The sequence below is a fragment of the Haloarchaeobius sp. HME9146 genome, assembly GCF_025399835.1.
In the GTDB taxonomy this organism is placed as follows: Archaea; Halobacteriota; Halobacteria; order Halobacteriales; family Natrialbaceae; genus Haloarchaeobius.
On the sequence record NZ_JAODVR010000001.1, the window covers coordinates 1,747,018 to 1,766,116 of the forward strand.

At 65.9% G+C, this 19,099-nt stretch carries 24 protein-coding genes; 10 read left to right on the forward strand and 14 right to left on the reverse strand.

The window, feature by feature from the left end; genetic code table 11:
- The first annotated feature begins 23 nt into the window (after nt 1–23).
- Both N6C22_RS09010 and N6C22_RS09015 read left to right on the forward strand, forming a co-directional pair.
- A complete protein-coding gene (locus tag N6C22_RS09010; protein ID WP_261650766.1) occupies nt 24–509 on the forward strand; it encodes an Lrp/AsnC family transcriptional regulator in 486 nt (161 codons plus the stop codon).
- Nucleotides 510–557: 48 nt separating this feature from the next.
- On the forward strand, nt 558–818 hold the full coding sequence (locus N6C22_RS09015) for an MTH865 family protein (RefSeq protein WP_261650767.1): 261 nt from the start codon (nt 558–560) through the stop codon (nt 816–818).
- Nucleotides 819–827: 9 nt separating this feature from the next.
- On the opposite strand, the gene pdhA is transcribed toward N6C22_RS09015, so the two are convergent.
- Nucleotides 828–1,859 carry a pyruvate dehydrogenase (acetyl-transferring) E1 component subunit alpha gene (gene pdhA / locus N6C22_RS09020; protein WP_261650768.1) on the reverse strand — a complete coding sequence of 344 codons (1,032 nt, stop codon included), beginning with the start codon at nt 1,857–1,859 and terminating at the stop codon, nt 828–830.
- 243 nt (nt 1,860–2,102) lie between these two features.
- Here pdhA and N6C22_RS09025 point away from each other — a divergent pair, with 243 nt between their 5' ends.
- Genes N6C22_RS09025 through N6C22_RS09035 form a run of 3 tightly spaced genes read left to right on the forward strand, consistent with a single transcriptional unit; the run spans nt 2,103 to nt 4,763 of the window.
- Nucleotides 2,103–3,431, forward strand: coding sequence for a M28 family peptidase (locus N6C22_RS09025; RefSeq protein ID WP_261650769.1), 1,329 nt, complete (start codon nt 2,103–2,105; stop codon nt 3,429–3,431).
- 60 nt (nt 3,432–3,491) lie between these two features.
- Nucleotides 3,492–4,259, forward strand: coding sequence for an ATP-NAD kinase (locus N6C22_RS09030; protein ID WP_261650770.1), 768 nt, complete (start codon nt 3,492–3,494; stop codon nt 4,257–4,259).
- A gap of 45 nt (nt 4,260–4,304) precedes the next feature.
- Nucleotides 4,305–4,763, forward strand: a complete 459-nt coding sequence (locus N6C22_RS09035; RefSeq protein WP_261650771.1) for a hypothetical protein — start codon at nt 4,305–4,307, stop codon at nt 4,761–4,763.
- Between the two features lie 429 nt (nt 4,764–5,192).
- Here the strand turns inward: N6C22_RS09035 and N6C22_RS09040 are convergent, their stop codons facing one another.
- From N6C22_RS09040 to N6C22_RS09075, 8 genes are read right to left on the reverse strand one after another with little or no spacing between them, the layout of a single operon-like run.
- Entirely contained in the window at nt 5,193–5,450 is a 258-nt protein-coding gene (locus N6C22_RS09040; RefSeq protein ID WP_261650772.1) for a hypothetical protein, read from the reverse strand.
- Nucleotides 5,443–5,766, reverse strand: a complete 324-nt coding sequence (locus N6C22_RS09045) for a hypothetical protein (protein ID WP_261650773.1) — start codon at nt 5,764–5,766, stop codon at nt 5,443–5,445. The genes N6C22_RS09040 and N6C22_RS09045 overlap by 8 nt, the downstream gene beginning before the upstream one ends.
- 21 nt (nt 5,767–5,787) lie before the next feature.
- Entirely contained in the window at nt 5,788–6,546 is a 759-nt protein-coding gene (locus N6C22_RS09050; protein ID WP_261650774.1) for a cytochrome bc complex cytochrome b subunit, read from the reverse strand.
- A 9-nt stretch (nt 6,547–6,555) separates the two neighbouring features.
- A complete protein-coding gene (locus tag N6C22_RS09055) occupies nt 6,556–7,350 on the reverse strand; it encodes a cytochrome bc complex cytochrome b subunit (RefSeq protein WP_261650775.1) in 795 nt (264 codons plus the stop codon).
- Between the two features lie 4 nt (nt 7,351–7,354).
- Nucleotides 7,355–8,239, reverse strand: a complete 885-nt coding sequence (locus tag N6C22_RS09060; RefSeq protein ID WP_261650776.1) for a ubiquinol-cytochrome c reductase iron-sulfur subunit — start codon at nt 8,237–8,239, stop codon at nt 7,355–7,357.
- Nucleotides 8,240–8,242: 3 nt separating this feature from the next.
- Entirely contained in the window at nt 8,243–8,632 is a 390-nt protein-coding gene (locus N6C22_RS09065) for a hypothetical protein (RefSeq protein ID WP_261650777.1), read from the reverse strand.
- A 3-nt stretch (nt 8,633–8,635) separates the two neighbouring features.
- Nucleotides 8,636–9,295 carry a plastocyanin/azurin family copper-binding protein gene (locus tag N6C22_RS09070; protein WP_261650778.1) on the reverse strand — a complete coding sequence of 220 codons (660 nt, stop codon included), beginning with the start codon at nt 9,293–9,295 and terminating at the stop codon, nt 8,636–8,638.
- Between the two features lie 60 nt (nt 9,296–9,355).
- Nucleotides 9,356–10,198, reverse strand: coding sequence for a hypothetical protein (locus N6C22_RS09075; protein WP_261650779.1), 843 nt, complete (start codon nt 10,196–10,198; stop codon nt 9,356–9,358).
- A 98-nt stretch (nt 10,199–10,296) separates the two neighbouring features.
- Here N6C22_RS09075 and N6C22_RS09080 point away from each other — a divergent pair, with 98 nt between their 5' ends.
- A complete protein-coding gene (locus N6C22_RS09080) occupies nt 10,297–10,791 on the forward strand; it encodes a hypothetical protein (protein ID WP_261650780.1) in 495 nt (164 codons plus the stop codon).
- Between the two features lie 3 nt (nt 10,792–10,794).
- Here N6C22_RS09080 and N6C22_RS09085 read toward each other — a convergent pair whose 3' ends face one another.
- A complete protein-coding gene (locus N6C22_RS09085; RefSeq protein ID WP_261650781.1) occupies nt 10,795–11,091 on the reverse strand; it encodes a hypothetical protein in 297 nt (98 codons plus the stop codon).
- Nucleotides 11,092–11,202: 111 nt separating this feature from the next.
- The gene (gene nth / locus N6C22_RS09090) at nt 11,203–11,889 is read right to left on the reverse strand and encodes an endonuclease III (protein ID WP_261650782.1); all 687 of its coding nucleotides are present in this window, start codon (nt 11,887–11,889) and stop codon (nt 11,203–11,205) included.
- A gap of 404 nt (nt 11,890–12,293) precedes the next feature.
- Between nth and mvaD the strand changes: the two genes are divergently transcribed.
- Entirely contained in the window at nt 12,294–13,301 is a 1,008-nt protein-coding gene (gene mvaD / locus N6C22_RS09095; protein WP_261650783.1) for a phosphomevalonate decarboxylase MvaD, read from the forward strand.
- Here mvaD and N6C22_RS09100 read toward each other — a convergent pair.
- Complete coding sequence (locus tag N6C22_RS09100) at nt 13,298–14,563, reverse strand: MFS transporter (RefSeq protein WP_261650784.1); 1,266 nt, start codon at nt 14,561–14,563, stop codon at nt 13,298–13,300. The two genes, mvaD and N6C22_RS09100, sit on opposite strands and share 4 nt — an antisense overlap.
- 108 nt (nt 14,564–14,671) lie before the next feature.
- Here N6C22_RS09100 and N6C22_RS09105 point away from each other — a divergent pair, with 108 nt between their 5' ends.
- Entirely contained in the window at nt 14,672–15,043 is a 372-nt protein-coding gene (locus tag N6C22_RS09105) for a helix-turn-helix domain-containing protein (RefSeq protein WP_261650785.1), read from the forward strand.
- Between the two features lie 31 nt (nt 15,044–15,074).
- On the opposite strand, the gene N6C22_RS09110 is transcribed toward N6C22_RS09105, so the two are convergent.
- Nucleotides 15,075–15,761 carry a hypothetical protein gene (locus N6C22_RS09110; RefSeq protein WP_261650786.1) on the reverse strand — a complete coding sequence of 229 codons (687 nt, stop codon included), beginning with the start codon at nt 15,759–15,761 and terminating at the stop codon, nt 15,075–15,077.
- On the reverse strand, nt 15,761–17,116 hold the full coding sequence (cyoE, locus tag N6C22_RS09115; protein ID WP_369684435.1) for a heme o synthase: 1,356 nt from the start codon (nt 17,114–17,116) through the stop codon (nt 15,761–15,763). Before cyoE ends, N6C22_RS09110 begins: the two co-directional genes overlap by 1 nt.
- A 189-nt stretch (nt 17,117–17,305) precedes the next feature.
- On the opposite strand from cyoE, the gene coxB reads away from it, so the two are divergent.
- Together coxB and N6C22_RS09125 are read left to right on the forward strand one after the other, a co-directional pair.
- Complete coding sequence (gene coxB / locus N6C22_RS09120; RefSeq protein WP_261650788.1) at nt 17,306–18,094, forward strand: cytochrome c oxidase subunit II; 789 nt, start codon at nt 17,306–17,308, stop codon at nt 18,092–18,094.
- A 142-nt stretch (nt 18,095–18,236) separates the two neighbouring features.
- Nucleotides 18,237–19,085 carry a heme-copper oxidase subunit III gene (locus N6C22_RS09125; RefSeq protein ID WP_261650789.1) on the forward strand — a complete coding sequence of 283 codons (849 nt, stop codon included), beginning with the start codon at nt 18,237–18,239 and terminating at the stop codon, nt 19,083–19,085.
- Nucleotides 19,086–19,099 lie beyond the last annotated feature (14 nt).

Below are 19,099 nucleotides of genomic sequence, written 5' to 3' on the forward strand. Positions count from 1 at the left end.
GGTGGCGCGAGACCCCTCTCACAATGGACGAACGCGACGTGCGCTTGCTCAAAGCGATCGCCGAACTGGGGACGGGGAGTCCCGAGCGACTTCACGAGGAGACGGGCATCCCGGTGTCGACCATCCACTACCGGCTGAACAACCTCAAGGAGGCCGGCGTGGTCGAGAACGAACTCTACGACATCGACAAGGAGGCGTTCGGCCTGAGTGTCACCATCATCATCGAGGTGCTGGCCGACTACAGCGGCCCCCACGAGGTGGTGTCGGACCAGCTGCGCGAGATAGAGGGCGTCACACAGGTGTTCTCGACGATGGGGGAGACCGACTTCATCGCCATCGCACGCTTGCGCGACAGCGACATGGTCGGCCGCATCATCCGCGACTTCGAGGAGGTGCCCGAGGTCCAGCGGACGAACTCGACCTACGTCATCGACACGCTGTGGGAGGACTCGCGCGGGCTGCAGAGCTACAGTCTCGAGACCCTGCTCGAGGAGTTCACCGAGGACTGAACCGGTCCGGCGGGGAACGTTTTTCCGGCCCCACGACGGACCCGACGTATGGACGACGAGGTCGAACGCGAGCTGCGCGCCCAGCTGACGGCCGCGCTGGAACCGGCCACGTATCCCGTCGCGGATCCCTTCGACCTCGTCCCGGCGATTCCCGGCGGCCCACAGACGCGATTCGAGGTCGGCGACGAGCGCTACACCGCGATGGAGCTCGCGGTCCGGCTCGGCGGCTACCACGCTTTTCCGTACGAGTCCGTCGACGAACTCGTCGACGACGTGATTGCAGCGATGCGAGAAGAAGGCCTGTTGTAGTCGACCGGATCAGTGGTCGACGCGCGGTTCGTCGACCATCTCCCGGCGCTGGCGGCGAAGGTGGTCGGGCATCTCCGCGTACGCGTGCTCGAACATCTCCTCGGGCTCGTAGCCCGTGTGTTCCTCGGCGGCCTTCACGGCGGCGGCGACCTCCTCCTTGGCCCACTGGGTGACGGCCGCCTCGTCCTCCTCGGACCAGCCGAACTCCTCTTCGAGGTAGGTCCGCGAGCGGTCGAGGGGGTCCTCCTGCAGCCAGTCCGCGGCGTCGTCCTCGTCGCGGTACTTCGAGGGGTCGTCGGTCGTGGTGTGGGCACCGCGGCGGTAGGTGACCGCCTCGATGAGCGTCGGACCGCCGCCGTTTCTGGCCTTCTCCAGCGCATCGGAGACGACCTCGTGGACGGCGAACACGTCGTTCCCGTCGACGCGGACGCCCTCGAAGCCGTACGCCTGTGCCTTCTGGGCGATGGTCGCGCTGGCGGTCTGGCGCTCGCGCGGGACCGAGATGGCGTAGCCGTTGTTCTGGCAGAAGAACACCGTCGGCGCGTTGAACACGCCGGCGAAGTTCAGGCCTTCGTGGAAGTCGCCTTCCGAGGTCGCGCCGTCACCGAAGGAGACCAGGGACGCGACGTCGTCGCCCTTGAGCTGGGCGGCCATCCCGATGCCCGCGGCGTGGGGCAACTGGGTCGCGATGGGGATAGTGATGGGGAACGTGGTGAGCCCCTCCGGGTCCTCGCGGTCGATGTACTGCCCGTCGCCGAGCAGGTGGAGCAGGACCTCACGGAGGCCGATGCCGCGCTGGACGTACATCCCGTGGTCGCGATACGTGGGGAACAGGTAGTCACGGTCGGCGAGGGCCGCGGCCGCACCGATCTGGGCAGCCTCCTGGCCCCGCATGGGGGCGTAGGTACCGATGCGCCCCTGCCGGTGGAGGCTGATCGCTTTCTCGTCGAATGTCCGGGCGAGTACCATTGTCTCGTAGAGGGACTTCGCCTCTTGTTCCGAGAGCTGACGGTCACCGACGGCTGAGCCGCCCGGAGACATAACACGAACGAGATTTTGGGCCTCACTTGACATTAGAACCACCTGAGGGTCTATCGGATGATTGGGCCAATAGGTAATAAAACATCGCCTCAAACCGGAATCGGTGTGAAATAATCGGCAGGGTACTTATACTCTGGAGCAGAGTGTCGATAACCACCCACGGAATCCCGCTTTCAAATGAAAAATCGTTAGCCATGTGCCGGAGTCGCAATCCTTACGCGTCACGGGGCCACACGGCAGACCATGTCTACCTGGATTGGTCGTACGTTCATCAGTGACACGGGATGGGACCACCTCGAAGCCCTCGTCGACATCGGGGACCGAATGGCAGGCTCTACAGGGGAGCGAGCCGCCGCCGAGGTAACGCGTGACGCACTCGCGGAGGCTGGCGCGCGCGACGCGCGCCTCGACGAGTTCGACATCCAGGGGTGGGAACGTGGCAGCAGTGCTATCGAAGCCGACACCGAGACGTTCTCGCTCCAGCACGAGTGCATCGCCCTCCCCCGCAGTCCCTCCGAGACGGCGACCGGTGACCTCCTCGACCTCGGCTACGGCCTGCCGGGCGACTTCGAGGCCGCCGACTGCGAGGGGAAGGTCGTGATGGTCCGCTCCGACATCCCCGACCACTACGACCGGTACCTCCACCGCCGCGAAAAGTACTATCACGCGGTCGAGGCGGGGGCGGCCGCGTTCGTCTACCGCAACCACGTCGAGGGCTGCCTACCGCCGACCGGCTCGGTCGGGACCCAGGCCGACCCCATCGGTGAGGTCCCAGCAGTGGGCGTCTCCGCGGAGACCGGCGCGCAGCTCGCCCGGAAGTACGACGGCGAGGAGGTGTCCGTCTCGGTCGAGGCGACCATCGAGGACGCGACCAGCCAGAACGTCCACGCCAAACTCGGCCCGGACACTGACGAGGAAGTCCTCGTCACGAGTCACGTCGACGCCCACGACATCTCCACGGGTGCGATGGACAACGGAGCGGGAACCGCCATGGTCGTCGAACTCGCGCGACTGCTCGCCGACCGCGAGGACGAACTCGACACCCGCGTGCGATTCGTCTGTTTCGGCGCGGAAGAGGTCGGCCTCGTCGGGTCCGAGTACGAAGCCGACCGCGCCGACTTCGCGGACATCAAAGCCATCCTCAACAACGACGGCGTCGTCCAGGCGCGCGACCTCGGGTTCTACACCCACGGGTTCCCGGAACTCGAGGAGGCGCTCGACACGGTCGGCGACCGACTCGACCACCCCCTCAAGGCGGTCCCGAAGCAGGGCCCACACAGCGACCACTGGCCGTTCACGCAGTGGGGGGTTCCGGGGTACCACGCCTACGGCGAGACCAGCGGCACGGGCCGCGGCTGGGGGCACACGCACGCGGACACGCTCGATAAACTGGAGAAGCGCGACCTGCGCGAACAGGCAATCCTGCTCGGCGACCTCGCGGTCCACCTCGCCAGCGACGAGTTCGAGGTCGCCCACCGCGACCCCGAGGACATCGCGGCCGACCTCGAAGCCGAAGACCTCGCCGAAGGGATGCGCATCACCGGTGACTGGCCCTACGACGAGCAGGAGTAGGCCACCTCTCGTGGCGACGGAGTGGAGCCTTTTTTGTCGGCGGGGACGCGAGTACGACACATGGACAGCGTGGCGGGCGACGAGGAGCAGTCGCCGGTGGTCGGAGTCGCGGGCGAGTCGGACACAGAGCGCGTCGCCGCGGTGGAAGCGGCCGTCGCCGACACCGGCGCGACCGTCCTCCGTGAGGACCCGGCGACCCTCGCCGAAGCGTCGCCGACGTTCGTCGTCGCGGTCGGCGAGGCCGCAGTACTCGACCTCGTCCGCGGTGGCGTCGACGTTCCAGTCCTGCCAATCGATGCCGGTGCCGGCCTCAGGTCGGTCCCTGGAAAGGCGTACGACGAGGCGATAGCCGCCGCGGTCGCGGGCGAGACCACGACCGAATCGCGCCGGTGCTTCGACGTGTCGGTCGATGGCGACAGTACAGTTGCACTGTTCGACGTCATGCTCGTGACCGCCGAACCCGCCCGCATCTCCGAGTACGCCGTCCGCTCCGGGGGCCACCTCGTCTCGAAGTTCCGGGCCGACGGCGTCGTCGTCGCCACCCCGACCGGGAGCCACGGCTACGCGAAGGCCGCGGGCGGGCCCACGCTCGAGCCCGGCACGGGAACCGGTGTCGTCGTCCCGATATCGCCGTTCGCCATCCAGTCCGACCACTGGATCGTCGACGACGACGACCTCGTGCTCTCGGTCGAGCGCGACGAGGGGGCCGTGTTGCTCCGAATCGACGACCGTGCGTTCTGCGAGGTCGGCCCCGACGTGACCGTCTCGCTCTCTGCCGGCCCCAGTCTCACGGTGCTCTGCACCCCTGCGAGTGCCGGTCGGTGGTAGGGCGCTTTGGAAAAACTCTAATGGAACGGGGACAGAGTGACGACCATGGACCCAGATACGATGTTCGGACCCCTCGACCAGGTACTCGCCCAGGAGGTCGTCGGCGGGGTCCTGGCCATCGAGTACCTGTTGCTGGTGCTCGTCGTGCTCAACATGGGCACGCGCTTCCTCGCGTATCGGCGCGACGTGAAGCAGGCTGCTCAGGAGGACACTGAATCGCTCTCGCGCTGGATGCCCCACGAGGTCATGAACGTCGTGCTCATCATCGCGACGTTCTACTACACGACCATCGAACCACACGGCGGCGTCGTGCTCTCGATGCTCGTCGTCGGCATGTTCCTCGCCGACTTCTTCGAGTTCGAGGTCCGCGAAGTCGACGTCCGCAAGGACGCCAAGCCGCGCGCCCCGAAGGGCGCACTCGGCGCGTCCGCGTTCGTCCTCGCCTACGCTGGCTACCAGTCCCTGTTCTTCCTCGTGAAGGGCGTCTGGACGGCCATCATCTGAACCGGCGCTTCCAGCAGCATCTTCCTTCTGTCCGTCACCCCGAACAGCCACCGGTAGGGCCGAAACCGGGTGACGTCGACCACATCTGGGGGACGGATCACATCCGGTGGGACGGGAGTCACGGTTCGGACACACCCGTTCGACCCCGCCCATCTCAACCTCGGGCTCGTAGCCCGTCGGCTCCAGGCGACACACTGAGTCCGAGTGACCCCCGCCGTGTCGGAGTCGGCCGCTCGACCTGCTCCGACACTCGGCCCCGTCAGCTCCCTCGTAGCAGGGCCGCGATTGTCGGTCGTCGGATGGCTGCATTTGTCTACTGTCTGTGCGCCGCTATCGGTGCCACACTTTCGTACGTGCTCTCGCACTATCCGTACAGTCCCGTCGCTGGCGAGGAGCGACAGAGAGGAGAGAAGGACGTCGACCGCGACGTTAGTCTGCCAGTTCCGCGCGCAGTCCCTTCGCGGCCGGGAGGACGACCCAGAAGGTCAACATCCCGAGGACGGCGAACCAGAACAGGCCGTTCTTGACCATGATACCGAGAGCGTCGTACGCGCCGGGGTTCTCCGGTCCCGCGCCCGTCAGCTGTGCGCCCTCGAAGCTCGGCGTGTTGTACCATCCGGCGAGCACCATCCAGATGAGGCCAGCGCCAGTGCCGATGGCGAGGCCCTTGCCAAATTCGTCAGCCATTGTCTGAATCTTCGGAGGAGTCGTCTTTAGACTTTCCCATTCCCGCGGTCCGGAACCGTGTCGAGAAGGCGTACACTGCTGCGCCGAAGACGATGAGTCCCAGGCCGACCAGCGCGAGCACGACGTTCACCTCCGAGAGCTCGGCTGTCGCGCGGTTGGTCGCCGAATCGAGCAGGATGAACCCCGCGATGACGCCGGCCATCGCGAGCAGCGTGGCGACCACGGTCACCGTCTTGTACACTCGCAGTGGCACCTCGACCTCGCGACCGCGTGGGCCAGCCGAGTCTGGCGACTGTGTTTCGTCTGTATCGTCCATGAGAGGAGAGAACGGGCGGAGTTACTTCGGCGGGCGCAGGCGGTAGTAGCGCCGGTTGAGGCTGTACATGTACCCTTCCTGCATCGACTTGAACACCGCGTACGCGATGAGGCCCGCGATGGGCGGGATGAGGAACGTCAGGTCGAACAGCAGGTGGGAGTCCATCGGGAGCAGGTTCTTGACCGACAGCGCGGAGATGGTGAACGCGAACACCACGCCCATCACACCGACTGCCGCCCAGAACGGCTGCTCGACGGGCCGCCGTGCGCTCCCCTTGTTCAGGAAGGGCACGATGGAGATGAACCCGACGACCACGACGTTCGCGAGAACACCGTAGGTACGGTCGGACACCAGCTTGTCGCCGCCGAGGATGCTCAGCTCGGGGTTGAGCGGGCCGAGCTTCAACAGGCCGAACGACCAGTAGAGATACCAGTCGGGCAGGATGATCGCCGGCGTCGTCGATGGGTCCGCCGGCGGACCGATGTGCGGCGGAAGCGTGGCCGAGAGGAAGATGATCATCCCGACGAAGAAGCTCGTCAGGGCGAGGTTGCGGATCATCTCGTGGGGCCACGTCGGGAACGCGAGCACGTCGCGCTCGACGTAGTCGGACTCCATGCGGAGGTCCTGGTCCTCGCGGCGCGCGCGCTCGAAGTACTCGTAGGTCAGCCGGGAGAGGCCCTGCGTGCGCTCCTTGCGCTCACGCCACGTCGGGACCTCGTCGTCCGGCGCGACGATGCCGGTACCGCTGCCGTCTGTCATTGGTTGGTTGTCGTCTGACATGATTCTCGATTAGTGTGGCTCCGCGATCCCCTGCATCCAGACGATGCCGATGTGGATGGCGATGAGCGTCGTCACCACGAACGGCAGCACGAACACGTGGATGATGTACATGCGCTGGAGCGTCGCCTGGCTCAGCGAGAAGCCGCCGAACAGGAGCTGTGCGACCCACTCACCCGCGAGCGGGATGGACAGCGACATCTCGACGCCGATCTGGCCGGCCCAGTACGCCAGCTGGTCCCACGGGAGCAGGTAACCGGTGTACCCGAACACCATCGTCAGGGAGATGAGGATGATGCCGAGGATCCAGTTGAGCTCGCGCGGTTCCTTGTACGCGCCCGTGAAGTACACACGGAGCATGTGCAGGAACACTGCCGCGACCATCACCTGGGCGGACCACCGGTGGATGGACCGGAGCATGAACCCGAAGTTCAGGTCGGTCATGATGAACACGATGCTGTTGTACGCGGTCGACGGGTCGCCCGTCGTCGCCGGGGAGTAGTAGAACCCGAGCAGTGCGCCCGAGAGCGCCGCGACGACGTACGCTATCGTGGAGAAGCTCCCTAACGCGTACAATGGGTACCAGTACCAGAACTTGTTGTCGAGGTTGTACTGCTCCGTGTGGCTCTTCGGCATCTGGAAGTTGACCTTGTAGTAGAGGTTCTCGACGAGTTCCAGGTAGTCCACGAGCCGGAGACGCTGGTCCATCCAGATGAGGACGGTCAGATACGTCTTCTCCACGGGAGTGAGATCTTTGGTCTTCATCCACCCGCTGTGGTCGTAGTCGTCTTTCTTTTCAAGACTCATGATATCACTCCTTGCTCGGCCGTGGTAGTGCCACGAACGATTTCTCGACGATGTTGAACGGGTCGTACACCGACTGGTGGCACTGGCAGTAGATGGCGTCGGCCGCGGCGAACTTCGCCGAGCCTTCCTTCTTGAACCCGGGCACGCAACAGAAGTGCGTACACTTGTTCAGGTGTGCCATCACACCCTGGTCCGTACTGGCGGCGAGCCAGCTGTCGGGGTTCTCCTTTGCCATCTGCTCGATGCGCTTCGAGCGGATGATCTCGACCGGCATCGTCTCCGCCGGTTCGAGTCCTTCAGAGCGCCAGGTGCCGGTCGCCGGCTTCCCGATGCCGGGCGTCCCGACGCCGTTCTCCCAGGTCTCGTAGTCCTCGAAGTCGCTGAGCTTCATCCGGTCGCCGCCGCTGACCTCGGAGCTCTGCCACTCGTACTGGGAGCTCTCGGTGTACCGGAAGTAGTTCGTCAGGTCGGAGTTCTCCTCCTGTGCGTCGGGGTAGACGCCCGTGTACGTCTGGACACCACAGTACTGGAACCACTCCGAGGAGTAGGTGACGCCAGCGATGTCCTGCTTGGCGACCTTGACCTCGCGACCCTGCTGGGTCTCGGTGGACACCTCGGGCCAGACGCCCTTGATGTAGTAGTCGTCTTCGCCATCGATGGGTTCGAGCTCGATGGGAATCTGTGGCATCCCGCGCGGCGCGGGACCGTCCGTGTTCTCGACCGCACGGAAGGTGGTTGTCCCACCACCCTGGCCGCTCGGGGCTGTCGCGGAGTTGACCGCGGCGGACCCTGCAGTGGTGATCCCTGCAAGTGTCGCACCGCCCACGACGCCCTTTACGAAGCGGCGACGGTCCGATTCGACCGGATATTTGTCTTCGTCGACTGGCATGGTTTATTTCTTGTAGTAGGGGTAGACAGCACGCTTGAGTGTGTCCATGGCGGATGTACCGCCGATACTGACGCCATCGGCGTCCTCCTCGCGGATGTAGAGGTCCTCCCACTTGCGACGACGCTTCTTGACGATCATCACGTCGGGGAGGAACTCCTTGCGGTACAGCATCAGGATGAACGCGAGGTCGACGAAGATGATCGCGAGCAGGAACCCGAGGTACATGTTCCCGACTTCGTCGAGGCCCCACCCGTTGACGAGACCGAACGTGAACAGACCGACGAACACGATCTCGATGACGGTGAGGAGCACGATGGCGACTGCTGCGGCCGTGCTCTCGCGAGCCGGTTCGTAGCGGTGGATGTCACCGTAGTTGCTTCCTTTCGTTGACATTGTTTACTTCCTCCCTGGGCTGCTGGTGTGTGCGGATTCGCCGTACTTGATGACGTAGAACGTGAACATGAGCGAGGCGATGATCGCGAGGATGGTCGCGATGCCGACCCAGTGTGCCTGGAACGGGACGCCCATGTGTTCGGGGTCCGCCTCGCCGCCGCCACCGCCGCTGGACGGTGCCTGCCCCGTCTCGTTGACGACGATGGTCCCGACCATTCCGAGGCCGGCGTGGGGGTCACACTGGTACTCGTAAGTGCCCGTGGTCTCGAACGTCGAGCTGAACGAGAACCCGGTGTTCTCGATGGGCTTGTGTCCCTCCCACGACGCGCCCTCGGGGACGCTGGTGGGGTTGACGTTGTGGTTGTCAGACTCCCAGACGAACTCGACGGTCGTCCCGGGCGTGATGTACAGGGGGCTGTCCGTTCCGGGCGTGAACACGTATTCGCCGCCGGGCCCGACCTGGACGGTCTCTGTACCTCCGCCGCCGCCTCCGCCCGAGGTCCCGGTACCTGTTCCGGTACCTGTTCCGGTCCCCGTGGAGGTGCCGGACGTTCCGGAGGTCGTCGTTGTCTCCTCCTGCCCGGCAGCAGACGCCGCCGTGCTCGCTGCTGCAGCGCCTCCGGCAACGCCGCTGGCAGCCTTCAGAAAGTCCCGCCTATTCATACATGAAATGCTCAGGATTGGGTTCGCTTAAACCCACCGATGCCGCCGCCGAGAACGGGTTTACGAATCGGGGTTCGCGGCCGAATCCGTCGGTTCGGCTCCACCGTTGGACGGTATCGCCTCGTGGCCTTCGAGCGGCTCGACGGGCGGGAGGAACTCGGGGCGCTCACCGTCTTCGAGCCCGATGGCTCGGAGCCGGTCCTTGTACTCCTTCGCCCGGAAGCGGTCGGACAGGCGGGCGTTCGCGACGGTCAGGAAGAGGATACCGGCGGTGAGCAGGAAGACGAGCCCGGCGACCACCATCACCCCTTTCGCGATGGCGGCGTCGCCCGGGCCACCGGGGTTCGGGACGAACGCCGCGCCGCCGAACAGTGCCAGCGCACTCAGGGTGAGCACGAACGCGATGGCCTGGAGCATCCAGTTGCCGAGCTGGCCGCTGCCCTCGGGCACCTCGTCGGGGTGTGGCAGGACGGCGTTCGCCTGCGCGTCCGACGGGTCGTACTCCTCCATCGAGCAGAGCGCGACGGTCGGCTTGACGTCCCGGAGGACGGTACCGAACCCGTCCGTCGAGCCGTCGGGGTACACCAGCGCGTAGCCCTCGTCGGAGTACGCGAGCAGGCAGTGCTCGCCCTCGTACCGGACGCGCTCGACGATGGCGAACACGTCGCGGCTGGCGATCTGGGCGTTCAGGTCGCGTTCGACGCGGTCGAGGAGCTCCTCGCCGACGATCCACGTCTCGGGGTCGAACACGGCGTCCCACTCCTCGTAGGACATCTCGGCCATGTCCTGTGGGCCGAAGTTCTCGAAGTCGTAGGTCTCCTCGACGCGTCGGCGGAGCTCGTCCTCGGACGGCTCCGCCACGTCGGTGTCGGACCCGCCGTCCGCCCGTTTCGGTCGAGTCATCTGCCGGGAGGTTAGGTCCGGACCAGTATACGCTTTCCGAACGCGCCTCCCTGCCCGGATTCAGACCGTTTAACCCGTCGGCCCCCCGAGACAGGCACATGGTCGCCGACACGACGATTGCGACGGTCGCGCTCGCCCTCGTGACGGCGAGTTTCCCGTTCTATCTGTACGGTGCCTGGATCATGATCGACGCCGACGTCGTCACCTGGGACGTGCTCATCTACCACCTGAAGTTCATCGTGACCGGGCTCACCCTGAACACGGTGCCGGTGGTCACCTGGATGGGCCCGCGACTGTTCGAACAGCTCGGCGGGCTGTCCGCACTGCACGCCTTCCTCGGCCTGCAGGCGTACGCCCTGCTGGTGTTCGCCCTCACGGGTATCGTCCGTATCATCGCCGCGAAGCGCCGGTACAACCTGTATCACGACCCCGACCAGGACGTCGACCTGGACGACCTCGGGGAGAACATGGGGCACTGGCGGCGACGCCTCCGCGTCGGCGTGTTCGGGTACGTGGTCTTCTGGATACTCGCGTACCTCGTCGGCGTCGCTCGCTATCTCATCAGGTACGGGTTCCTCGAGGCACCGTTCTGAGGCTCAGTTCGGTCCCTGGTTGGGCATCTCGTCGGGGCCGTTGTCCGCGTTGGTCTGGTTCTGGGCGGTCGTGCTCTCTTTCTCGGTGTTCTTCTGTCGGCCGGGCTCGCGCTCTGTCTCTTCACGGTCTTCGACGGAGTCCTCGTGCGCGTCGTCGGTGCGCTCGCGCTCCTCCTCCGGGACCGGGTCGTCGGTCTCGTCGGGTGGGTTCTCTCCGGGCTCTCCGAGTTCGTCGGGGATGCCGGACTCGTTTCGTTGCTCGACGTGGGTGTTCTGGTCGCGAGATTCCTCGTCTCCCATATCTCCCGATTACGCCGACACCGAGGTCAGTGTCGGGCCTATTCCACTAGCCCTCGGGCCCGCCTGAGTGGGGACGGACGATTTGTATAAACTTCAGAGGATGGTGTGGTCCTACCCCCAGGGCTCGCCAGAGGCGAGGTCGACTTCGCCGTCGCCCTTCTCCGATGGGCAGATGTCTGCGAGCACGCAGGCCTCGCAGTCGGGGTTGCGTGCGTCACAGACCGCGCGCCCGTGGTCGATGAGCAGGTGGGTGAACTGCTGCCAGTGTTCCTCGGGGACCACCGGCATGAGGTCGTCCTCGATAGCTTCGGGGCGTTTCGCCTCGGTCAGCCCCAGCCGACGGGAGAGGCGCTGGACGTGCGTGTCGACGACGATTCCCTCGACGATGTCGTGGCCGTGCTGGAGGACCACGTTCGCGGTCTTGCGGCCGACGCCCGGGAGCTCGGTCAGCTCGTCCATGGTGTCGGGCACCTCGCCGTCGTGCTCCTCGACCATGATGCGCCCGGCCTCGACGAGGTAGCCCGCCTTGTTGTTGTGGAAGGTGATGCCGTAGATGTCCTCGGCGAGTTCTTCCTCGTCGGCCGCGGCGTAGTCGGCTGCGGACTGGTACTTCTCGAACAGGTCCTCGGTGACCTTGTTGACACGCTCGTCCGTACACTGCGCCGAGAGGACGACCGCCACCAGCAGCTCGAGCCGGTTACGGTAGCGCAGTGAGATGGTCGAATCGGGATACTCCTCCTGGAGCCGGTCGACGACCGTTTCGGCCTGTTCCGTGCGTGAATCGAGTGGTGTGCCCATGGTGGAGTGTACGAGGGGCCGGATTTCAGCGGTTCGGTTCGCGGAGTCGTGTGACCTTACGTGTAATGGCCAATGGTTATGCAATGTGCGAACAACCAACATAGTGAGGCGTTCCCCGTCCGACTCTGCCGGGCGCTCGTTCCACCTGCCTGTGAGGCACCCATACACACGCTTCGGAGCGGCCGTCCGGCGGGTAGGGGGGTCCGGGGAAGCCTCGTGCCCGAAGCACCTCGTGAACCGATACCTCTGGACTTCGTCCAGGGTCGATTACCGGGTGTCTCCGACGACCAGAGCCAGCGAACCAGTATCTGGCACCCGGCCTCTCGTTTCAGGACGGTCCGACAGCATCGAGCTCGCCGACCGTTGCCGTGACTTTTAAGCGCGCACTCGTTGGGTACTCACATATGAAAGCAACCGCGATGGCACACCCGATCCAGGGCCTCGTCAAATACCACGGTATGCGTGACTCCATCGAACGACTCCCGTACCACGATTCCATCAGCGTGTGTACGGCCCCGAGTCACACCAAGACGACCGTGGAGTTCTCCATGGACTACGACGAGGACGTCTACATCGTCGACGGCGAGGAACTCGACGGGCACGCCTACGACCGGGTCGAGCGCGTCGTCGAGAAGGCGCGCTCGATGTCCGACGCCGCCCACACCGTCTACCCGGTGAAGCTCGAATCCGAGAACTCCTTCCCCTCCAACGTCGGGCTTGGCTCCTCGTCCTCCGGCTTCGCGGCCGCCGCGATGGCCCTGGCCGAGGCCGCCGAACTCGACGCCACACTGGAAGATATCTCGACCATCGCGCGCGTCGGCTCCTCCTCTGCGGCCCGCGCCGTGACAGGCGGCTTCTCCTACCTGAGCGCCGGTCTCAACGACGAGGACTGCCGCTCGCACCGCATCGAGACGGCGCTCGACGACGAACTCAAGACCATCGTCGCGCTCGTCCCCGCGTACAAGAACACCGACGACGCCCACGAGGAGGCCGCGGACAGCCACATGTTCGACGCCCGGCGCGCCCACGTCCAGGACCAGCTCGTCGAGATGAAAGACGCGCTCCACGACGACGATCTCGACCGCGTCTGTGAGATCGCCGAGCACGACTCGCTCTCGCTGGCCGCGACGACCATGACCGGCCCGGACGGCTGGGTCTACTGGCAGCCCGCCACGCTCGCCGTGTTCAACAAGGTCCGCGAACTCCGCAACGAAGGCTACCCCGACGACGACGACGTCGACTCGGTGCCAGTGTGGTTCTCGACCGACACCGGCGCGTCCGTGTACGTGAACACGACCGCCGAGCACGCCGAGCGCGTCAAGGAAGCCGTCGCGGAGACGGGCGTCCGCACGACCATCTGGGAGGTCGGTGGTTCCGCGAAGTTGCTCGACGACGACGAAGACCTCTTCTAGGCCAGCGACCCCGGCTCTACTCCCGTCGGTGATTCGAACGTCCTGAGCGACGGCACCAGCAGCCAGTACGTCGCGGTGAGGACGGTCCCCGCCGCGCTCGCCAGTAGTACCGTCCACGACCCGACCAGTTCACCGAGGACACCACCCAGAAGGACGCCAGCGGGCGAGACGAGGCTCGACGCAGTGGAGAGCACCGAACTCACCCGGCCGAGACGGTCGTCGGGGACGCCGGACTGGAGCGTGGCCATCACCGAGACGTTGTAGATGCCGACGGGGACTCGCGAGAGCGTGAACAGTGCCACCGACAGGACGGGACGTGCGACCCAGACGCTCACGGCGAACAGGAGGCCGGATGCGGACAACCCGACGATGGTCGACCGACCGAGCGGGACGGATTCGACCCACGACGAGAGCAACGACCCGCCGACGGTGCCCGCCGTCAGCCCGGCCAGTAGGAGGCCGTACGTCCCGGCCCCACCGAGGCCGGCGGCGAACGACGGGAGGACGGCGAAGGCGACGCCGAACAGGAAGTTCGCGAACAGGCTGCCGACGAGCATCAGGCCGAGAACCGAGCCAGTGAGCATCTCGATGCCCTCGCGGAGGTCCCGAACGTACGCGTCACGGTCGAAGCCGTCCGTCTGGTTGGAGTCGTCTTCTCCGGTCCCACCGCGTGACGTGTCGGGAACGTCGAGGCTGAAGAACAGGAGTGCCGCGAGTGCGAACGTGGCGGCATCGACGACGTAGACACCGACCGCGCCGACGAGGACGATGAGTGCGCCACCGATGCCACGTGCGAGCGCGTCGACCGTCTTCCCGACCGCCGTGGCCGCGGCGTTCGCCCGGACCAGCGAGTCGTCGGGAACCAACCGTGGGACCGCCGCAGTCTGGGCCGGCCCGGCGAACAGTCCGACGAGCGAGAGCACTGGCATCGTCGCCAGCACGACCGCGACCGACAGGGACCCCGTGAGCCACGCGAGAGGGACTACGAGGACGACGACCCCCTGTGCCAGTTCGGAGAGCGTGAGGACCCGCCCCAACCGCGCGCGGTCGACGATGGGGCCGACCAGCATCGAGAGGACGCCCGGAATCTGCGTGAGAAATCCGGCGAGCCCGGTGAAGGCGGTCGATCCGGTGAGGTCGAAGACGAGCCACATCGCCGCGACGGTGTAGAGCCCGTCGCCGAGAACGCTCACGGTCCGGCCGGCAAGGAGCCGCCGGAACTCACGGTGGCGCAACACGGTGAGTCGGCCGAGGAGGGTCATACGCGACGATTCGACCATGCCGCACTTGTCCGTTCCGCGAACGCCAGTTCTGTAGCTGAGGCGATATCTCTCACGAGATATATCACGGGCGCACCCGACCGGCCCGGTATGGACGACGCGGACGCGACGGACGCCCTGGAAGTCCTCGGGAACGAACTCCGGATGCGAATCCTGCGCGAACTCGCCGCGGCAGACGAGCCACTCGCGTTCTCGACCCTGCGGGAGCGTGCGGACATCCGTGACACTGGGAAGTTCAACTACCACCTCTCGCGACTCTGTGACTACTACGTTCGCGAGGGAGCGCGTGGGTACGAACTCGGGCACGCTGGAACGCGGGTCATCGCCGCGGCCGACCCGGGACGGGCCAGCGACGGCGGGTCGATCGACGCCGAGCCAGGGACGGACGAGACCTGCCCGGTCTGTGGCGACGACGACTGCGAACGGCTCTTTCACGTTCATCTGACTCCGCCGTGGGCCTGACCCGTCTCCCAACGTTCGCTCTCCGAGTGGGCTACCGGAACGACGGCCGCCAGTACAGCAATCCCACAGTGACGACGAACACGGTCGTCGAGAGCGGGAGCGACTGCTGCATGGCTGCGGTCGCCAGCGCCGAGGAACTCCCGGCGACACCGGTGACGATGGTCGCGATGACCGGCCAGCTACAGGAGACACAGGAGAGCAGCCCGAGCACGCCTGACACCGCCGAGCTGGCGGCGTCGATGACGGTCGCGTACACCAGGTACGTCAGCGCGGCGTAGCCGATCAGCTTGTACGGAAGGATGGTCACGTTCACCAGCTGGCTCTCGTAGGAGAAGGCGGGGCCGAACCCCGGCGGGAGCGCGGTCGAGACGTACCAGCCGAACGAAGGCTGGTATGCGCCGGTGTCGAAGAACATGTAGCCCTGGCTCCAGAGCCCCCCGAAGTACGCGAGGACGAGACCGTATCCGAGGGCGATGGCCGCGGCCCGACGCTTCCGGCCGGTCGGTGCGGGTGGCACCTTCGCCCGCCAGAGCGCCCACAGTCCGAGGTTCACCCAGACGAACGGGAGCACGAGCGTTCCCAGTGAACTGGTCCCACCACTCGCGAGGAACAGGCCGACCAGTAGTGCCTCGCCGGTCAGGACGATGAAGAAGGCAAAGAGCGTCTCCGGTTCGGGAACGACCGTCTCCGGGTCGAGGTCGACGCGTTCGAAGGCCATCAGAAGGCGAGGGAGTCGACGACGATGGCCACCAGCAGCGCGCCGAGGTAGGCGTTCGAGGCGTGGAACGCGCGGAACGCGGCGTCGGACGTCTGCTCGCGGTGGAGCCGGACGACCATCCAGAGGAACACCGCCCCGAGGGCCACGCTGACGAGCGCGTACAGCAGCCCCAGCGACGAGACCGCCGAGAGGAACGCCGCGCTGACCAGCGTCGCCGCGAGGTACCAGACGATGTGCTTTCGCGTCACGGCCTCACCCCGGACGACCGGGAGCATCGGGAAGCCGCCGCGGGCGTAGTCCTCCTTGTAGGCCAGCGCGAGGTTGTAGAAGTGCGCCGGGGTCCACAGGAAGATGACGCCCGCGAGCGCGAGGCCGGGGAGGCCGATGGTCTCGGTGACCGCGGCCCAGCCGATGAGCGCGGGGAGCGCGCCGGCCGCGCCGCCGATGACGGTGTTCGAGACGTAGTTCGGCTTCAGCACCAGCGTGTACACGACGCTGTAGAACACGATGGCGGTCAGACCCAGCCCCGCGGCGAGCAGGTTGAGCTGGGCGAACGCGAACAGCGACGCGGCGGTGAGCAGGAAGCCGAACGCGAGCGCGTTCCGGACCGGAATCACGTCGACCGCGAGCGGGCGGTCGGAGGTCCGCTGCATCCGGCGGTCCACGTCGCGTTCGAGGACGTGATTGAACGTCCCGCTCGCGCCGATGGAGAGGATTCCCCCGAGGAGCGTCCAGCCGACCGTCTCGAGTCGCAGCGCCGGCCCGGCAGCCAGTGCCATCCCGGCGGCAGCGACGAGGCAGAGGAGCCACATCAGGCGTGGCTTCATCATCCGGAAGTACGCGTTCACGGTGAGTTTCGCGCGTGCGAGGAGCCCCGACGGCATCTCGACGCGGCCGTCCGTCGGTTCCCCGTCGAACGCGTCGGGCTCGGGAACCGGGTCCCAGTCGGGCTCGCTCGCGGTCTCGGTCTCGAGCGTCCAGGCCAGCGCGACGACGATGGCGGTGAAGATGCCGACGCCGACAGTGAGGTGGACGGCCGACAGCAGGCCGGTCGAACTGGTCGTCGCGGCGACCGCCCCGAGGCCCACCTGGAGCGGGTATAGTACGAGTGAAAGTGTCAGTGCAAGCCGGACCCGGCGGTCCACGTCACGGCCGAGCCAGGCGACCGCGACCGTCGCGAGGACGGTCAGGCCCACCAGCAGGGCAGCGACGCGGTGGCCCCACGCGATGACGAGGGCCTGGTCCGACAGGGGGACGACCCACTGTCCGTTGCACGCCGGCCACGTCGGGCACGCATCCGAGGCACCTGTGATGGCTGTCGTCGCCCCGACGATGATGAGCAGGTAGACGCCCATCGCCGCAGCGGCGAGCAGCCCGGTGAAACGGGCGTGGGTCCTGACGGGGGTCGGGAATTGACGAGACACGGCAATCACTGGATGATTCGGCTCCGCGTACTTAGAGCCCGCGCTTTGCCGCCAGATAGCGGTCCCCGGTGGCGAAAGTCAGCACATATTTAACCCCGAGTTCCTAACCGTCGAATCGACATGAACGCAAAGCGGCTGGCCCCGACTGCCCTGCTCGGGGCGGCGATCCTGCTGCTGCTCGCGGACCCGGTCGCAGCGCAGCCGTCGACAACAGAAGAGGCGATTCGGGGACTGAACGAGAAACTGCTCGTCGTCGCCATCCCCATCACGGTGCTCGTCGAGGGCGTCCTCATCTACACCGTCCTCAAGTACCGCAAGAGTGACGAGGCGAAGCCGACGCGGGAGAACCGCCGGCTGGAGATAACCTGGACCGTCGCGACGGCGGTCATCCTGCTGTTCGTCGGGCTCTCCGCCACGATGACGATGGCCGACCCCGCCGTCATCGCGGACGGCGTTGACGACCGCGCGGACGTCCCATCTGACGCCGAGCACATCGGTGTCGAGGCGCGGACGTACGCCTGGACGTTCACCTACGACAAGCACAACGTCACCTCGAGCCAGAAGCTCGTCATCCCGAAGGACCAGGAGACGTACTTCAACGTCACCACACAGGACTGGCTCCACGCGGTCCACGTGCCTGCACTCGGACTCAAGCAGGACGCCGTCCCCGGCCAGAACCACTACCTCATGACCGAGGCGAAGGAGGTCGGCACCTACCAGGGCTACTGTGCTGAGTACTGTGGTGTCGGTCACTCGGGTATGATGTTCGAGGTCGAGGTCATGCCCCAGGACGAGTACCAGGACTGGCTCAAGTCCCAGTGTGAGGACGCTGGCGGGAGCTGGGACGCTGGTGCCCAGACCTGTACCGCGGGCAACAGCTCTTCGTCCAGTTCGGCCGTCGCAGCATAACGGCTCCCGACGCTCGTTCTTCACCGTTCTCGCTTCCACCGCCAGAGCTTCGCGTTCGACACACGTCCCCACGCTTGCTGTCAGATATGCCGGGCGAACACGCTTGGATGGATTTTTAGTAGTCGGGTCGTAAGCCCCGTGTATGACAGTCGCGGAAGACGCTGACGACCACGGTCACGGGCACCACCTGCCGGCCGTCGAGGACTGGCCGAAGGGGTTCGGCGAGGCCAGCTGGTGGCCCTTCATCACGGCCATCGGCGGGGGCGGAATCTACCTCGCCGCGGCCCTCTACGTACTGGCGAACAAGGACATTCTCGGCATGGGCGCGTTCACCGGCGTCGCCATCGGGAGCACCTTCCTGTTCCTGGTCGGGCTGTTCGGCTGGCTCTACCACACGTTCATCAGCACGTTCTGGGAGCGCGGCGCGAACGAGAAGAGCGAGCACAAGCTCCGCTGGGGCATGGTCGCGTTCCTCGGGAGCGAGGTCGCCACGTTCAGTGCCGGCTTCATCTACTACTTCTTCATCCGGGTCGGTGGCCTGGGTGAACTCCCGCACCTGTTCGGGAGCCTCGTCATCATCAACACGCTGTTGCTGGTGCTGTCGAGTGTCACCATCCACTTCGCGCACACGTCCCTGCTGAAGGGTAACCGCAAGCGCTTCATCGGACTGCTCGGCGCGACGCTCCTGCTGGGCGTCGTCTTCATCGGCGGCCAAGTGTACGAGTACTACAAGTTCATCGCACACGACGGCTTCATCGTCGGTGCCGAAGCGTTCGACCAGACCTTCGCGTCCGGTTTCTACGCGCTGACCGGCCTGCACGGCCTGCACGTGAGCCTCGGTGCGGTCCTCATCGGTATCGTGTTCGTCCGCGCCCTGCGCGGACAGTACTCCGCGGAGCGCCACGTCTCCGTGAGCACCGTCTCGATGTACTGGCACTTCGTCGACGCCGTCTGGATCTTCCTCGTCGTCGTCCTGTACGCCGGCGCGTAAGCCAGCCAGACACA

Excerpts from the sequence above, each read along its gene's own strand:
- N6C22_RS09060 (WP_261650776.1), bottom strand. The coding sequence starts at position 8,239 with ATGCCAGTCGACGAAGACAAATATCCGGTCGAATCGGACCGTCGCCGC.
- N6C22_RS09040 (WP_261650772.1), bottom strand. The coding sequence starts at position 5,450 with ATGGCTGACGAATTTGGCAAGGGCCTCGCCATCGGCACTGGCGCTGGC.
- N6C22_RS09065 (WP_261650777.1), bottom strand. The coding sequence starts at position 8,632 with ATGTCAACGAAAGGAAGCAACTACGGTGACATCCACCGCTACGAACCG.
- coxB (WP_261650788.1), top strand. The coding sequence starts at position 17,306 with ATGAACGCAAAGCGGCTGGCCCCGACTGCCCTGCTCGGGGCGGCGATC.
- N6C22_RS09045 (WP_261650773.1), bottom strand. The coding sequence starts at position 5,766 with ATGGACGATACAGACGAAACACAGTCGCCAGACTCGGCTGGCCCACGC.
- N6C22_RS09025 (WP_261650769.1), top strand. The coding sequence starts at position 2,103 with ATGTCTACCTGGATTGGTCGTACGTTCATCAGTGACACGGGATGGGAC.
- N6C22_RS09100 (WP_261650784.1), bottom strand. The coding sequence starts at position 14,563 with ATGACCCTCCTCGGCCGACTCACCGTGTTGCGCCACCGTGAGTTCCGG.
- N6C22_RS09085 (WP_261650781.1), bottom strand. The coding sequence starts at position 11,091 with ATGGGAGACGAGGAATCTCGCGACCAGAACACCCACGTCGAGCAACGA.
- N6C22_RS09030 (WP_261650770.1), top strand. The coding sequence starts at position 3,492 with ATGGACAGCGTGGCGGGCGACGAGGAGCAGTCGCCGGTGGTCGGAGTC.
- N6C22_RS09050 (WP_261650774.1), bottom strand. The coding sequence starts at position 6,546 with ATGTCAGACGACAACCAACCAATGACAGACGGCAGCGGTACCGGCATC.
- cyoE (WP_369684435.1), bottom strand. The coding sequence starts at position 17,116 with ATGGGCGTCTACCTGCTCATCATCGTCGGGGCGACGACAGCCATCACA.
- N6C22_RS09080 (WP_261650780.1), top strand. The coding sequence starts at position 10,297 with ATGGTCGCCGACACGACGATTGCGACGGTCGCGCTCGCCCTCGTGACG.
- N6C22_RS09010 (WP_261650766.1), top strand. The coding sequence starts at position 24 with ATGGACGAACGCGACGTGCGCTTGCTCAAAGCGATCGCCGAACTGGGG.
- nth (WP_261650782.1), bottom strand. The coding sequence starts at position 11,889 with ATGGGCACACCACTCGATTCACGCACGGAACAGGCCGAAACGGTCGTC.
- N6C22_RS09110 (WP_261650786.1), bottom strand. The coding sequence starts at position 15,761 with ATGGCCTTCGAACGCGTCGACCTCGACCCGGAGACGGTCGTTCCCGAA.
- N6C22_RS09035 (WP_261650771.1), top strand. The coding sequence starts at position 4,305 with ATGGACCCAGATACGATGTTCGGACCCCTCGACCAGGTACTCGCCCAG.
- mvaD (WP_261650783.1), top strand. The coding sequence starts at position 12,294 with ATGAAAGCAACCGCGATGGCACACCCGATCCAGGGCCTCGTCAAATAC.
- N6C22_RS09055 (WP_261650775.1), bottom strand. The coding sequence starts at position 7,350 with ATGAGTCTTGAAAAGAAAGACGACTACGACCACAGCGGGTGGATGAAG.
- N6C22_RS09075 (WP_261650779.1), bottom strand. The coding sequence starts at position 10,198 with ATGACTCGACCGAAACGGGCGGACGGCGGGTCCGACACCGACGTGGCG.
- N6C22_RS09125 (WP_261650789.1), top strand. The coding sequence starts at position 18,237 with ATGACAGTCGCGGAAGACGCTGACGACCACGGTCACGGGCACCACCTG.
- N6C22_RS09105 (WP_261650785.1), top strand. The coding sequence starts at position 14,672 with ATGGACGACGCGGACGCGACGGACGCCCTGGAAGTCCTCGGGAACGAA.
- pdhA (WP_261650768.1), bottom strand. The coding sequence starts at position 1,859 with ATGTCTCCGGGCGGCTCAGCCGTCGGTGACCGTCAGCTCTCGGAACAA.
- N6C22_RS09070 (WP_261650778.1), bottom strand. The coding sequence starts at position 9,295 with ATGAATAGGCGGGACTTTCTGAAGGCTGCCAGCGGCGTTGCCGGAGGC.
- N6C22_RS09015 (WP_261650767.1), top strand. The coding sequence starts at position 558 with ATGGACGACGAGGTCGAACGCGAGCTGCGCGCCCAGCTGACGGCCGCG.